This is a genomic window from Streptomyces parvus (assembly GCF_014648875.1).
Classification (GTDB): Bacteria; Actinomycetota; Actinomycetes; order Streptomycetales; family Streptomycetaceae; genus Streptomyces; species Streptomyces parvus.
In genome coordinates this window covers 814,170-827,913 of record NZ_BMRY01000001.1, presented here as the reverse complement: position 1 = coordinate 827,913, position 13,744 = coordinate 814,170, and the positions used below count along the sequence as shown (strand labels likewise).

Annotated in this window: 10 protein-coding genes; 8 read left to right on the top strand and 2 right to left on the bottom strand. The window is 74.1% G+C overall.

What is annotated here, in order from left to right:
- Positions 1-117: 117 nt before the first annotated feature.
- A complete protein-coding gene (locus tag IE140_RS03615; protein WP_150196951.1) occupies positions 118-1,611 on the bottom strand; it encodes an SWIM zinc finger family protein in 1,494 nt (497 codons plus the stop codon).
- A gap of 186 nt (positions 1,612-1,797) precedes the next feature.
- Between IE140_RS03615 and IE140_RS03610 the strand changes: the two genes are divergently transcribed.
- The 8 genes from IE140_RS03610 (at position 1,798) to sucD (ending at position 12,255) form a co-directional block, all read left to right on the top strand.
- Complete coding sequence (locus tag IE140_RS03610; protein ID WP_088576264.1) at positions 1,798-2,223, top strand: hypothetical protein; 426 nt, start codon at positions 1,798-1,800, stop codon at positions 2,221-2,223.
- Between the two features lie 164 nt (positions 2,224-2,387).
- Complete coding sequence (locus IE140_RS03605; protein WP_093443198.1) at positions 2,388-3,512, top strand: ATP-binding protein; 1,125 nt, start codon at positions 2,388-2,390, stop codon at positions 3,510-3,512.
- Complete coding sequence (locus tag IE140_RS03600; protein WP_189460050.1) at positions 3,509-5,965, top strand: DUF5682 family protein; 2,457 nt, start codon at positions 3,509-3,511, stop codon at positions 5,963-5,965. Before IE140_RS03605 ends, IE140_RS03600 begins: the two co-directional genes overlap by 4 nt.
- A gap of 44 nt (positions 5,966-6,009) precedes the next feature.
- The gene (locus IE140_RS03595; RefSeq protein WP_150196952.1) at positions 6,010-7,278 is read left to right on the top strand and encodes a VWA domain-containing protein; all 1,269 of its coding nucleotides are present in this window, start codon (positions 6,010-6,012) and stop codon (positions 7,276-7,278) included.
- A 116-nt stretch (positions 7,279-7,394) separates the two neighbouring features.
- Positions 7,395-8,504, top strand: a complete 1,110-nt coding sequence (locus IE140_RS03590; protein WP_189460048.1) for a hypothetical protein — start codon at positions 7,395-7,397, stop codon at positions 8,502-8,504.
- Positions 8,505-8,613: 109 nt separating this feature from the next.
- A complete protein-coding gene (locus IE140_RS03585; RefSeq protein WP_150196954.1) occupies positions 8,614-9,819 on the top strand; it encodes a hypothetical protein in 1,206 nt (401 codons plus the stop codon).
- A gap of 348 nt (positions 9,820-10,167) precedes the next feature.
- Positions 10,168-11,349 (top strand): ADP-forming succinate--CoA ligase subunit beta, encoded by a 1,182-nt coding sequence (gene sucC, locus IE140_RS03580; RefSeq protein WP_032763829.1) that lies wholly within the window; start codon positions 10,168-10,170, stop codon positions 11,347-11,349.
- A 21-nt stretch (positions 11,350-11,370) separates the two neighbouring features.
- Positions 11,371-12,255 carry a succinate--CoA ligase subunit alpha gene (gene sucD / locus IE140_RS03575; protein WP_006126995.1) on the top strand — a complete coding sequence of 295 codons (885 nt, stop codon included), beginning with the start codon at positions 11,371-11,373 and terminating at the stop codon, positions 12,253-12,255.
- A gap of 99 nt (positions 12,256-12,354) precedes the next feature.
- Here sucD and IE140_RS03570 read toward each other — a convergent pair whose 3' ends face one another.
- Positions 12,355-13,704 (bottom strand): helix-turn-helix domain-containing protein, encoded by a 1,350-nt coding sequence (locus IE140_RS03570; RefSeq protein WP_189460046.1) that lies wholly within the window; start codon positions 13,702-13,704, stop codon positions 12,355-12,357.
- Positions 13,705-13,744 lie beyond the last annotated feature (40 nt).

Genomic DNA, 13,744 nt, shown 5'->3' with positions numbered 1-13,744 from the left:
AGGGGCGGTGGGCAGTGCGGTGAGGAATGTGCGTGTGTGGGCGCGGGCGCCGGTGCGCAGGCCCCGGTCGGTCTGCCCCGCCGGTCGGTCCGCCCCCGGTCGGTCCGCCCGTCCGGGTCAGACCAGTTGGACGAGCGACCCGCCCGTCGTGCCCCCGCCCTCCTCCCGCTCGCCCGGGTCCCAGGCCGCGAACGGGTCGAAGCCGCGGTGGCCCAGCTCGCCGAACACGGTGACCGGGCCGCCGCCGGACAGGGCGACGAGCTTCCACAGGCCCGGCCGGGACAGCGCGGCCGGGGCGATCGGCAGCGCGGATCCGGTGCGGGCGTCGGCCGGGCCGTCAGCGGGTTCGTCCGCGGTGCTGTCGGCGTGGGCACCGGCGGGAGCACCGGGTTGGGCACCGGCGTGGGCGTCGGCCAGCTGCCAGCCGTCCTTCGACGGCACGGGTATGACGTCGCGCAGGGTGACCGGCCAGGCCTCCAGCCAGGGGTCCTCCCGCAGGGCGTTCCCGTACACGGCCGGTGCCGCCGCTGCGGCGATCCCCGGCGGGGGACCGGCCGAGGCCGTGGTCCCGAACTGCTCGCTCGGCTCCGCCCGGAGCTGCCCGCCGCCCGGATACGGCGTCAGCTCGGCGTCGATCGTCGCCCCCACCGGCAGTGCCCGGTCCGGGGACCGGCCCGCCGCGCCGAACGAGAGCAGCAGAGCGGTGCGGCCCGACCCCCGCCCGTACAGCCAGATCCGGCGGGTGACGATCTTGCCGTCCGGGGTGTCGTACTGCGCGAGGACCAGCCAGTGGTCACGGACCGGGGGCCCTTCGGCGGACATGGGCAGCCCCACTCTCGTCCGCACGGTCGCGGCCAGCGGATCCGGCAGCCGGTCCCGGCCGAGCCAGGCCGTGTCCAGCAGATGGAGCAGCGCGCACTCCTCCAGCAACCGGACCGGCCAGCCCGCCCCGGACCCGGTGATCGCGCCCAACTCCCGCACCCGGGCGGCGAGACCGGGGGCCTGGGCGTCGACCATGCGCGCCGCGGTCTCCTCCCACAGGCCGTACCCCGAGCGGTCGGTCGCGGCCAGGCCACCGCGCAGCAGGTCGCCCAGGCGCTGTTCCAGCTCCTGGGCACCGCCCGTGACCCGCTCCGCGCGGCGCTCCGCCCGCTTTCTGGCGGCGTCCGTGTCGACGGGGCCCCGCGCGCCGTCGCCGCCCGCCGCGGAGCTGCCACCCGTCTGTGCCGCGCGTGCGCGCCGGCCCGCGAGCCATGTTGCGACCCAGTCGGCCGGCTCGGCGGGCCGGAACGCGGCATCGTCGGACGCCCGGAGCAGCAACAGCCCCAGCGCGTGCTTGCACGGGAACTTCCGGCTCGGGCAACTGCACGCGTAGGCAGGCCCCGTGGTGTCGACCACCGTCCGATAGGGCGTGCTTCCGCTTCCCTTGCACAGGCCCCACACCGCACCCGTCGCGTCGCTCCCCGTGCCGGACCACGGACCGGCCGCGCCGAGCCGCGTGCCCGCCTTGCGTGACGCCGCGTCAGGAGCCAGTGCCAGCACCTGCTCCACCGACCAGCGCGCCACCGGGGCACCGGTGGGCGAGGTCTCTCCCCCGTGAGATAGCTGCATGTCTCCGACGGTAGGGGGCGCCACTGACAATCCCCCCGACTTGCTCTCCGACCTGCTCGCCGACCTGCTCCGACCTGCGAAGCAGCGGGTCGACGGCAGATTTGACTTTGCCCTGCCTTTGCGTTTCTCTGCGGTCTCCGCGTACGGAACGGATCCGTGCCCGGGCCGATCCAGGGGGGATCCCAGATGAACCGCACCACCCGCACCACCCGCGCCCTCGCGGTCGCCGTTCTCGTGCTCGGACTCGGGGCCTGCTCGGCCGAGTCCGTGGACAAGGCGGTCGGCAAGGCGGTCGACACCACCGTGGACGAGACCTACGAGGTCACGTACGAGGTCACCGGCACGGGCGTCGACGAGATCATGTTCCACGGGGGCGGCGGCGAGGCCATGGAGCCCGAGCTGGAGACCGTCACCAAGCCGGCCCTGCCGTGGAAGAAGACCGTCACGTTGCGCGGCATCATGCCGCCCGCCGTCACCCCGGTCGCCCTGGAAGCGGGCGGTGCCGACGTCACCTGCTCCATCACCTACAAGGGCGAGGTCATCAAGGAGGCGAAGGGCGAGGGCATGCTCACGGCGGGCGGCTGCGTCGCCGTGTCGCCGGTCGTCGGCTGACGGGACCGGGCCGGACCGGGGCCGGGTCGGGGCCGGGCCGACGGGCTTCCGGGGGAGGGGCCCACACGCTCGCCAACGGGCTCTGACCTGCGGTCAGGGCCCGTTGTCAGTGGCATGGTGCACGGTGGTAACCAGATCAGGACGACCGATCTGGAGGGGGAGCCATGACCGTGTCCAACACCACCGCGGCCGTCGAGCCGGAGGCCGGCGCGCAGGTGCTGCGCCCGCACGCGGAGGACGCGTTCGCCGACGAGCTGAAAGCGCTCGCGGCGGCCGACGACCGTCCCAGGCCCGCCCGTTGGCGGCTGTCTCCGTGGGCCGTCGCCACCTATCTGCAGGGCGGGACCCTGCCCGACGGGACGGTGATCACGCCGAAGTACGTGGGCCCGCGCCGCCTGGTCGAGGTGGCCGTGACCACGCTCGCCACCGACCGGGCGCTGCTCCTGCTCGGCGTCCCCGGCACGGCCAAGACCTGGGTGTCCGAGCACCTCGCCGCCGCCGTCAGCGGCGACTCGACGCTGCTCGTGCAGGGCACCGCGGGCACGCCCGAGGAAGCCGTCCGCTACGGGTGGAACTACGCGCAACTGCTGGCCCACGGCCCCAGCCGCGACGCCCTGGTGCCCAGTCCGCTGATGCGGGCCATGTCCGAGGGCATGACCGCCCGGGTCGAGGAGCTGACCCGCATCCCCGCCGATGTGCAGGACTCGCTCATCACGATCCTGTCCGAGAAGACGCTCCCCGTCCCCGAGCTGGGGCAGGAGGTCCAGGCCGTCCGAGGGTTCAACCTCATCGCCACGGCCAACGACCGGGACCGCGGCGTCAACGAGCTGTCCAGCGCCCTGCGCCGCCGCTTCAACACCGTGGTGCTGCCCCTGCCCGGGACTCCGGACGCCGAGGTCGACATCGTGTCCCGGCGCGTCGACCAGATCGGCCGCTCGCTCGACCTGCCCGCGTCCCCGGAGGGCCTGACCGAGATCCGGCGCGTGGTGACGGTCTTCCGTGAACTGCGCGACGGAGTGACCACCGACGGGCGCACGAAGCTCAAGTCCCCCTCCGGCACGCTCTCCACGGCCGAGGCGATCTCCGTCGTCACGAACGGCCTCGCGCTCGCCGCCCACTTCGGCGACGGCGTCCTGCGCCCCGGCGACGTCGCGGCCGGCATCCTCGGCGCGGTCGTCCGGGACCCCGCGGCGGACCGGGTGGTCTGGCAGGAGTATCTGGAGACCGTGGTCCGCGAGCGGGACGGCTGGAAGGACTTCTACCGCGCCTGCCGCGAGGTGTCCGCATGAGCGGCGCGGCGGTGGCCGCCGCCGCGCCGCCGGGCCGCACCACGACCGGGTCGGCCGCCCGGCCGGTCGTCGGGCCCTGGCTGCTGGGCGTGCGGCACCACGGCCCCGGATCGGCCCGCGCGGTCCTCGCCGCGCTCCGGGCGGCCTGCCCGGCCGCCGTCCTCATCGAGGGGCCGCCCGAGGGCGACGCGCTGCTGCCTCTGGCCGCCGACCCGCGGATGCGTCCCCCCGTCGCGCTGCTCGCACACGCCGTGGACGATCCGGGGCGGGCCTCCTTCTGGCCGATGGCCGCGTTCTCGCCGGAGTGGGTGGCCATCCGCTGGGCCCTCGACCACGGCGTCCCGGTCCGCTTCATCGACCTGCCCGCCGCCCACTCCCTCGCGCTCAAGGAGCCCGCGCCCAAGGAGCCCGGGGAGGGGCCCGAGCGGGCCGAGCATGCCCAGGAGGAAGAGGTCACGCCGGTCGTCGACCCGATCCGGGTGCTCGCCGAGACCGCCGGATACGACGATCCCGAGCGCTGGTGGGAGGACGTCGTCGAACACCGCTCACCCACCGGGGAGCGCGATGACGGTGGCATGCGCCTTGAGGGCGCCACCCCCGAGGGCGCGGACCCCGATGACGCGCCCGGCGACGTCCTCGCCCCGTTCGTCGCGCTGGCCGAGGCCATGAGCGCGCTCCGCGAGGCGTACGGGGACGGCGGGCAGCCGCGTGACGCGGTGCGCGAGGCGTACATGCGGATCCAGCTCCGCACCGCGCGCAAGGAGTTCGGGGACCAAGTCGCCGTCGTCTGCGGCGCCTGGCACGTGCCCGCACTCGCCGCTCGCACCACCCTCGCCGCCGACCGCGCCCTGCTCAAGGGCCTGCCGAAGGTCAGAACGGATCTGACCTGGGTGCCGTGGACCCACCGCCGCCTCGCCCGGCAGAGCGGATACGGGGCCGGGATCGACTCGCCCGGCTGGTACGGGCACCTCTTCGAGGCGGCCGACCGGCCGATCGAGCGCTGGATGACCAAGGTCGCCGGACTGCTGCGCGGCGAGGACCGGTTCGTCTCCACCGCCCATGTCATCGAGGCCGTCCGGCTCGCCGAGACCCTCGCCGCCCTCCGGGGCCGCCCGCTGGCCGGCCTGGGCGAGACGACCGATGCCGTGCGGGCCGTCATGTGCGAGGGGTCCGACGTCCCGCTCGCCCTCGTCCGGGACCGGCTGATCGTCGGCGAGAGCCTCGGCGAGGTCCCGGACACCGCCCCGGCCGTCCCGCTGCAGAGGGACCTGACCCGCAGTCAGCGCACCCTCCGGCTCAAGCCGGAGGCATCGGAACGCGAGCTGGACCTCGACCTGCGCAAGGAGACCGACGCCGCCCGCAGCCGCCTGCTCCACCGGCTTCGCCTCCTCGACGTCGGCTGGGGCGACCCGGTCGCCGGGCGGGGCAGCACCGGAACCTTCCGGGAGAGCTGGCGGCTGAGCTGGGAGCCGGAACTGCACGTCCGGGTCGCGGAGGCCGGTGTGTGGGGCACGACCGTGCTCACCGCCGCCACCGCGAAGGCCGCGTCGCAGGCCGTGGCGGCGACGGCACTGGCCGATGTCACCGCACTCGCCGAACACTGCCTCCTGGCAGGACTGCCCGACGCACTGCCCGTCGTGATGAAAGCCCTCGCCGACCGGGCCGCACTCGACGCCGACGTCGGCCACCTCGCGGACGCGCTGCCCGCCCTGGCCCGCTCCCTGCGGTACGGGGACGTGCGCTCCACGGACACGGCGGCGCTGGCGGAGGTCGCAGCCGGACTCGCCGAGCGTATCTGCGTCGGCCTGCCGCCCGCCTGCACCGGCCTCGACCCGGACGGCGCCGAGACGCTGCGCGGTCGGGTGGAGGCCGTGCACGGGGCGATCGGCCTGCTGGACACCGGGGCGGAGCCCGGCACGGGGCTGCGTGAACGGTGGGACGCCGTGCTGCACAAGCTGGCGGCCCGGGACACGATCGCCGGAATCATCAGGGGCCGGGCGACCCGGCTGCTCCTGGACGAGGGCCGGCTGCCGGAGGACGAGGCGGCCCGGCTGATGGGCCTGGCGCTCTCGCCCGGAACCCCGCCCGCCGACGCCGCTGCCTGGATCGAGGGGTTCGTCGGCGGAGCGTCGGGCGGCGGCATGCTGTTGGTCCACGACGAGCGGCTGCTCGGCCTCGTCGACGCCTGGCTGACAGGTGTCCCCGCCGACCAGTTCACCGATGTGCTGCCGCTGCTGCGCCGCACGTTCTCCGCATACGAACCGGGCGTGCGGCGCACCCTCGGCGAGCTGGTCCGGCGCGGCCCCGTCCCCGAGGGCGCCCGGCGGGACGACGCCGCCCCGGCGACCGGAGGCTTCGGACCCGGTCTCGACCCGGCCAGGGCCGACGCGGTCGAACCGGTGCTGCGCCTGCTGCTCGGCCGCCCGCCCGAGCCCGCGGAGGCGGCCGTATGACGACGACCAGGACGACCACGAGGACGACCACGAGGACGGACCCGATGAGCCAGACGCCGGGGGAGACCACGGAACGGACGACCACGGCCTCGCACGCCCCGCCCGACGCCGAACGGCTGCGGCGCTGGCGGATGGTGCTCGGCGCGGACAGTGCCGACAGCACGGGCCGTGCCCTCACCGGCCAGGACGCGGCGATGGACAGTGCGTTGAACGCCCTGTACGGCGGGGGCGGGGGTAAGAAGCCCAGAGACAGGGGCACCGGCGGCCGTTCGGCGGGACTCGGTGCGTCGGCGCCCTCCGTCGCCCGCTGGCTCGGCGACATCCGGACCTACTTTCCCAGCTCCGTGGTCCAGGTCATGCAGCGCGACGCGATCGACCGGCTCGGCCTGGCGACCCTCCTCCTGGAGCCGGAGATGCTGGAGGCGGTCGAGCCGGACGTCCATCTCGTCGGCACCCTGCTGTCCCTCGGCAAGGCGATGCCCGAGACGACGAAGGAGACCGCCCGCGCTGTCGTCCGCAAGGTCGTCGAGGACCTGGAGGCGCGGCTGGAGAGCCGCACCAGGACCACCCTGACCGGGGCTCTGGACCGCTCGGCGCGGATCAGCCGGCCGCGCCACCGGGACATCGACTGGGACCGCACCATCCGGGCGAACCTCAAGAACTACCTGACGCTCCCGGCACCGGAGACCGCGACGACGGCGGAGACGACAGGAACGGCGACGACGGGCACGGTCGTGCCGGAACGCCTCATCGGTTACGGCCGCTCCTCCCGGTCCGCCAAGAAGGACATCGTCCTGTGCGTCGACCAGTCGGGCTCGATGGCCGCTTCCGTCGTCCACGCCTCGGTCTTCGGCGCGGTGCTCGCCTCCATGCGCACTCTCTCGACCCGGCTCGTCGTCTTCGACACGGCGGTCGTCGACCTCACGGACCAGCTCGACGACCCGGTCGACGTCCTCTTCGGCACCCAGCTCGGCGGCGGCACCGACATCAACCGGGCGCTCGCCTACTGCCAGTCGAGGATCACCCGCCCCGCCGACACCGTCGTCGTGCTCATCAGCGATCTCTACGAGGGCGGCCTACGCGACGAGATGCTCAAGCGGGTCGCCGCGATGAAGGCGTCCGGCGTGCAGTTCGTGACGCTGCTCGCCCTCTCCGACGAGGGAGCACCGGCGTACGACCACGAGCACGCGGCGGCACTCGGAGCGCTGGGCGCACCCGCGTTCGCCTGTACGCCGGACCTCTTCCCGGACGTCATGGCGGCGGCGATCAAGAAGAGACCACTGCCCATACCGGACAAGGAGCACCAACCGTAGCCAGGGACTTGCGTGACCCCCACGGGCTCGTGCAAGCATCGACACCGTCGTTCGCGGAGGGGCGCATTCCGCCGCCCTCCGCCCCCACCCGCCCGCGTATCAGGAGTTCACCCGAGGTGACCGCAACCGCCGCTGCCCGCGCAGCCGTCGACCCGCGCCCGGCGCGCGGGACGGCGGGGCGTCGCGCGGTACAGGTGGTGCTGTTCCTCGGCGGGCTGCTGGCCCTGGGCCTCCTCGCGGGCGGCCGCGCGGAAGCGCAGGAGCGTCCGGACCCGGGCGGGCTCACGGCCTCCGTGGCGGACGCCGTGCCGGGTGCCGACCAGGTCGTGGGGCCGGTGGCCGAACCGGTCGTGGAGCCGGTGGCGGACCAGGTTGTGGAGCCGGTGGCGGACCGGGCCGTGGAGCCGGTGGCCGCATCGGTCGTCGAGCCGGTCGACCGGGCCGTACGCCATCAGGCCGCGCAGCACCGAGCCGCGCAGCCCGGGCCCGTACGGAACGCGACTGCGGCACCGGCCACGAAGCCGGTCACCGAGCCCGTTGGCTCGGTCGCCTCCGCCGACCCCGGGGCTTCCGCCGGTCCCGTCGCCTCCGCCGACCCCGGGGCTTCCGCCGGTCCCGTCGCCTCCACACCCGTTCGCGTGCGTGATGCCCGCGATGCCGTGGTCGGGGGAGCGGGCGAGGCCGTCGACCGGATCGCCGGAGAGGCGCGGCCGCTGGTGGCGTCCCTGCCGGGGCTCCCTCCGCTGCTCTCCGCGCTGCCGGAGCTGCCCGTGCCCGGCGATGCCCCGGACTCACCGGGGGCGCCGGGTGCTCCGTCACCGTCGGCTCCGGACACCGGCCGTGGTGCCGAGGGTCCCACCACGCCGGGCGACACCGACGCGGACGCCCCGGCCGAGCGCGCGGCCGGTGGCCATGACCGGAGCATCGGGGCACCGGGCTTCACCTCCGCCGGGCCGGACCGGTCCGGCACGCCGGGCGCCGGGCACGCGCAACTCACCGCGCCCACGCCGACGTTCCCGCCCACGCAGGACCGGGCGCCGTTCGCCCCCTGCGGCGACCTCGCGCGCACGGCGGTGGCCGATGCCCAGGGGCCGCGCGGCGGCGACCTGCACGCGGCACCCGTCCCGGGCGGCCCGTACGCCGCGCTCGTCCGGGGAGCCGGGCTCCCCGCGACCGCCGCACCGATCACCGACAGATCCGGCGAGATCCTCGAATTCCCCGGCTAGGGCAGGCCGTTCCCCCGCCTCGACCTGCCGCGCGGGGGCGGAACAGGTCTGCCCGCGTCCGGACGAATCCTCCGGACAGCCGAACATCTTCGAAGGATCTGACACACCCATGCACAAGAACATGCGCCGATCCATAGCCGTCGCCGCCACCGCCACCGGTATGTGGGCGCTCGGCACCGCCGCTGCGAGCGCGGCCGAGCTGCCCGTGTCCGTACCGCTGTCCACCCCGGACCTGGGGGCCGAGACCCCCGACGTGGCGGAGGCAGTCGAGGACGTCACCGACGCCAAGGTGGTCAAGCACGCCAAGGCCGTCACCGACACCAAGGCCCTCGACCGTGCCGGCGACGCCAAGGACACGCTGACGGCGGCCGGGAACAAGGCCGGCGAGGCCGCCGAGGCGGTCGAGGGCGCCGGTGCGGCCGACGTGCGGGACGGCCTCCCGTCGCAGGTGCGCGCGCCGCAGGCCCCGGAGCTCCCGCAGACCCCGGAGTTCCCGCAGGCCGCCGAGGTCCCGCAGCTCGGTGACGTACAGCACCAGCAGGTGCCCGGAGCAGGCCACATCCCCGACGCGGGCATCCCCGACGCGCAGTTCCCCGATGCAGGCATCCCCGACGCCCGGTTCCCCGACGCGGGCATCCCCGACGCCCGGTTCCCCGACGCGGGCATCCCCGACGCCCGGTTCCCCGACGCGCAGATCCCGGCCGCGCCGGTCGACGAGATCGACTACCTCTTCGGGCCGATCGAGCAGATCCCCGGCTACGCGCAGAGCCAGGTGCCGTCTGCCGTCCAGGGTGGTCTGGCCGAGGCCGGGCCCGTCGTCGAGCAGACGTCCGACTCCGTGCTGCCGCCGCTCGCCGCGGGTGCGGTCGGCGTCGCCGTCCCGGTCGTCGGGCAGGCGGTCGGCGACGTCGGCACGCTCGCGCAGGGCGTCGTCGGCGAGGTCGGGCCGTTCGCCCAGGGAGTCGTCGGCGACGCCGCCACACCCTTCGTGCAGGGCGTCACGACCGAGGTCCAGCCGCTGGCGTACGGCGTCACCGGTGCGGCCGTGCCGTTCGCCGAGGGCGTCGTGTCCGAGGTCCAGCCGCTCGCGCAGGGGCTGACCGGGGACGCCGTCGCGCCGTTCGCCCAGGGGGTCACCGCCCAGGTGCAGCCGCTGGCCGAGGGCGTCGGGGCGCAGGCCCGGCCGTTCGCAGGCGGTCTGACGGACACGGTCCGCGAGGACGCCCGTCCCGCCGTCGCCGACGCGGTCACCGGCGCTCAGGGCCTCACCTCGGTCACCCCGTCCTTCGTGACGGACGCGGTGCCCGGGCGGTAGCCGGACGAGCGGGGCGCACACGGCGCACGCGCCGTAGCGATTCACTGCACCGGAGTACCCGGCCCCAGGGGACCCGGGCCGGGTGTTCCGGTGCCCCCACAGCCCTTCCCGACCTCCGGCGAGCCCCGTCCGGGGGCCGGGCGGGGCCACCGTCTGTGACCGTTATCACCGCTCAGGTGTGATCTGCGATTTAGGGTCACGCGGAGCGCGGGGATAACCTGCCGGATGGACATGCCGCGTACGCGGACACCGTGTATGCCTCCCTTGTGACAGCGCAGTCACGTTGCCCTTCGCGGCACGCCCACGCAGAAGAACGAACCGCGAGACCACTAAAAGGGACGGACGCGCGTGGACCTGTTCGAGTACCAGGCGAGGGACCTCTTCGCCAAGCACGGTGTACCGGTGCTGGCCGGTGAAGTCATCGACACGCCTGAGGCAGCCCGCGAGGCGACCGAGAAGCTGGGCGGCAAGTCTGTCGTCAAGGCGCAGGTGAAGGTCGGCGGCCGCGGCAAGGCCGGCGGCGTCAAGCTGGCCGCCGACGCCGACGAGGCGGTCGCCCGGGCGACCGACATCCTCGGCATGGACATCAAGGGCCACACGGTCCACAAGGTGATGATCGCCGAGCTGTCCCCGGAGATCGAGGCGGAGTACTACGTCTCGTACCTCCTCGACCGCACCAACCGCACCTTCCTGGCCATGGCCTCGGTGCAGGGCGGCATGGACATCGAGGAGGTCGCGGAGAAGACCCCCGAGGCCCTCGCGAAGGTCCCGGTCGACTCCAACTCCGGCGTGGACATCGCCAAGGCCCGCGAGATCGTGGCCCAGGCGAAGTTCCCGGCCGACGTGGCCGAGGGTGTCGCCGAGGCCCTGGTGACCCTGTGGGAGACCTTCGTCGCCGAGGACGCGCTCCTCGTCGAGGTCAACCCGCTGGTGAAGACCAAGGACGGCCGCATCCTGGCCCTGGACGGCAAGGTCTCGCTCGACGAGAACGCCGACTTCCGCCAGCCGGAGCACGAGGCCCTCGAGGACAAGGACGCAGCCAACCCGCTCGAGGCTGCCGCCAAGGCCAAGAACCTCAACTACGTCAAGCTCGACGGCGAGGTCGGCATCATCGGCAACGGCGCCGGCCTGGTCATGTCGACCCTGGACGTCGTCGCGTACGCCGGTGAGAACCACGGCAACGTGAAGCCCGCCAACTTCCTCGACATCGGTGGCGGCGCCTCCGCCGAGGTCATGGCCAACGGCCTGGAGATCATCCTCGGCGACCCGGACGTCAAGTCCGTCTTCGTCAACGTCTTCGGTGGCATCACCGCCTGCGACGAGGTCGCCAACGGCATCGTGCAGGCGCTCGCGCTCCTGGAGTCCAAGGGCGAGAAGGTCGAGAAGCCGCTGGTCGTGCGTCTCGACGGCAACAACGCGGAGCTGGGTCGCAAGATCCTCTCCGACGCCAACCACCCGCTCGTTCAGCGCGTGGACACCATGGACGGCGCGGCCGACAAGGCCGCCGAGCTCGCCGCGGCTGCGAAGTAAGGGACGAGGGACTCCAACACCATGGCTATCTTCCTCACCAAGGACAGCAAGGTCATCGTCCAGGGGATGACCGGCGCCACGGGCATGAAGCACACCAAGCTCATGCTGGGTGACGGCACCAACATCGTCGGTGGCGTCAACCCGCGCAAGGCCGGTACGTCCGTCGACTTCGACGGCACCGAGGTTCCGGTCTTCGGCTCCGTCAAGGAAGCGATGGAGAAGACCGGCGCGAACGTGTCCGTCCTCTTCGTCCCGCCGGCCTTCTCCAAGGCCGCCGTCGTCGAGGCGATCGACGCCGAGATCCCGCTCGCGGTCGTCATCACCGAGGGCATCGCCGTTCACGACTCCGCCGCCTTCTGGGCGTACGCGAACGAGAAGGGCAACAAGACCCGGATCATCGGCCCGAACTGCCCCGGTCTCATCACCCCGGGCCAGTCCAACGCCGGCATCATCCCGGGCGACATCACCAAGCCCGGCCGCATCGGTCTCGTGTCCAAGTCCGGTACGCTGACCTACCAGATGATGTACGAGCTCCGTGACATCGGCTTCTCGTCCGCCGTCGGCATCGGTGGCGACCCGGTCATCGGCACGACGCACATCGACGCCCTCGCGGCGTTCGAGGCGGACCCCGACACCGACCTCATCGTGATGATCGGCGAGATCGGCGGCGACGCCGAGGAGCGTGCCGCCGACTTCATCAAGGCGAACGTCACCAAGCCGGTCGTCGGCTACGTCGCGGGCTTCACCGCCCCGGAGGGCAAGACCATGGGCCACGCCGGCGCCATCGTCTCCGGCTCCTCGGGCACCGCACAGGCGAAGAAGGAGGCCCTGGAGGCCGCCGGCGTCAAGGTCGGCAAGACGCCGACCGAGACCGCCAAGCTGGCGCGCGAGATCCTCGGCGCCTGACGCAGGCCGCAGGGACACGCGTACACGGCGCGGGCCCGCACCCCTTGTCCATCAGGGGTGCGGGCCCGCGCCGTTCGCGTACGTCATCGGCCACCGGTCTCAGCGGAGTTCCGGCACCAGCCGTTCCGGGCCGTGTGCCAACTGCTCGCCCAGCGACTTCTGCAGCTTCAGATCCTGCGCCGTGAGCTTCTGCGGACCACCGCGCGGCGGTACGCCCCCGACCCGTTCCGGGGGCGAGATCGGCTGCTCGTAGTGGGTGGGCGCGGTGTGCAGGGTCAGCCCGGTCACCGCGATGAGCAGCGCGACGCCCGCGACGGCGGCCCGGGTCCACAGCCTGGCCTTGTTCTCGCTGCCGGTGCGCACGGCACGGGCCGGCCGCGGTACGGGTACGTGCTCGGCGCGGGCGAGGCCGCCGAGCCGGTCGTGCAGCAGGGCCGACTGCTCGGCGGGCGAGTCGGCCTCGGCCAGCTCGGGCAGCCGCTCGGCGACGGCGGCGCGGGCGGTCATCAGACGGCCCGCCGCCGCCAGGGTGCTGGCCTCCGTCTCGGCTGCGGTCTCCGGCAGGTCCAGGCCGACCCCGTCGTACAGGAGCAGCGTGCGCCGGTAGGCCGGGGGCAGGTCGAGCAGCGCGTCGAACAGCGCCCGCTTGCCCGGCTCCGTGGGCGGGGCGTCGGGGTGCCGGTGCGTGCGGCGCAGCCGGTGCCAGGGCGACATCGCGTACTCGTACGCCGCCGCGCGCACCCAGCCGGCCGGATCCCGGTCGACGGCCACCTCGGGCCAGCGCTGCCAGGCCAGTTCGAAGGCGCGCTCGACGGATTCGCGGGCCAGGGCGCGTCGGCCGCTCAGCAGGTAGGTCTGCCGGACGAGGCCGGGGGCGGTGCGGGCGTACAGCTCGTCGAACGCCTCGGCGGGGGAGGTGCGCCGCTCACCGAACGCCTCGGCGGGGGAGGTGCGCCGTTCACCGGGCGCCTCCGCCGCGCCGCTCGGCCGGCCGGGAGCCTCCGGCGCGCGGCTCGGCCCGTCGGCCGTCCCGGCACCGGCGCCCGGGTCCGAAGGCGGGGGCGGGGCCTCAGCCAGGGGCGGGGCCTCGGGCGGGTCGGTCGCCGCCGGGGCTGCCGCCGGGGCTGCCGCCGGCTCGGCGGTGGGGCGGTCCGCCGCAGGGCGCGCCCCGGCCGTTGCCGCCTTCGCGGTCACCACGGTGGGCTTCGCCGTGGGCTTCGCAGTGGGCTTCACCGCCGGTTCGGGGGCGATGAGTTTGGCGTACAGCGCGCGCTTGCGTCCGCGCGGGCTTGTGCGCCCCGTCTCCCAGGAGCGCACGGTGGCGCGCGTGACGCCGACCGCCGCCGCCACCTCATCCTCGCTCAACGATTTCGCCTTGCGCAGTCTGCGGCGCTCCTTGGGGGAGGGCAGCGGCGGCACGGCGGCCTCGTCGGTCGTGCTCCGGGTCATGGACGACCCCCGGCAGCACCGCGCTGGGTGAAAAAGTACA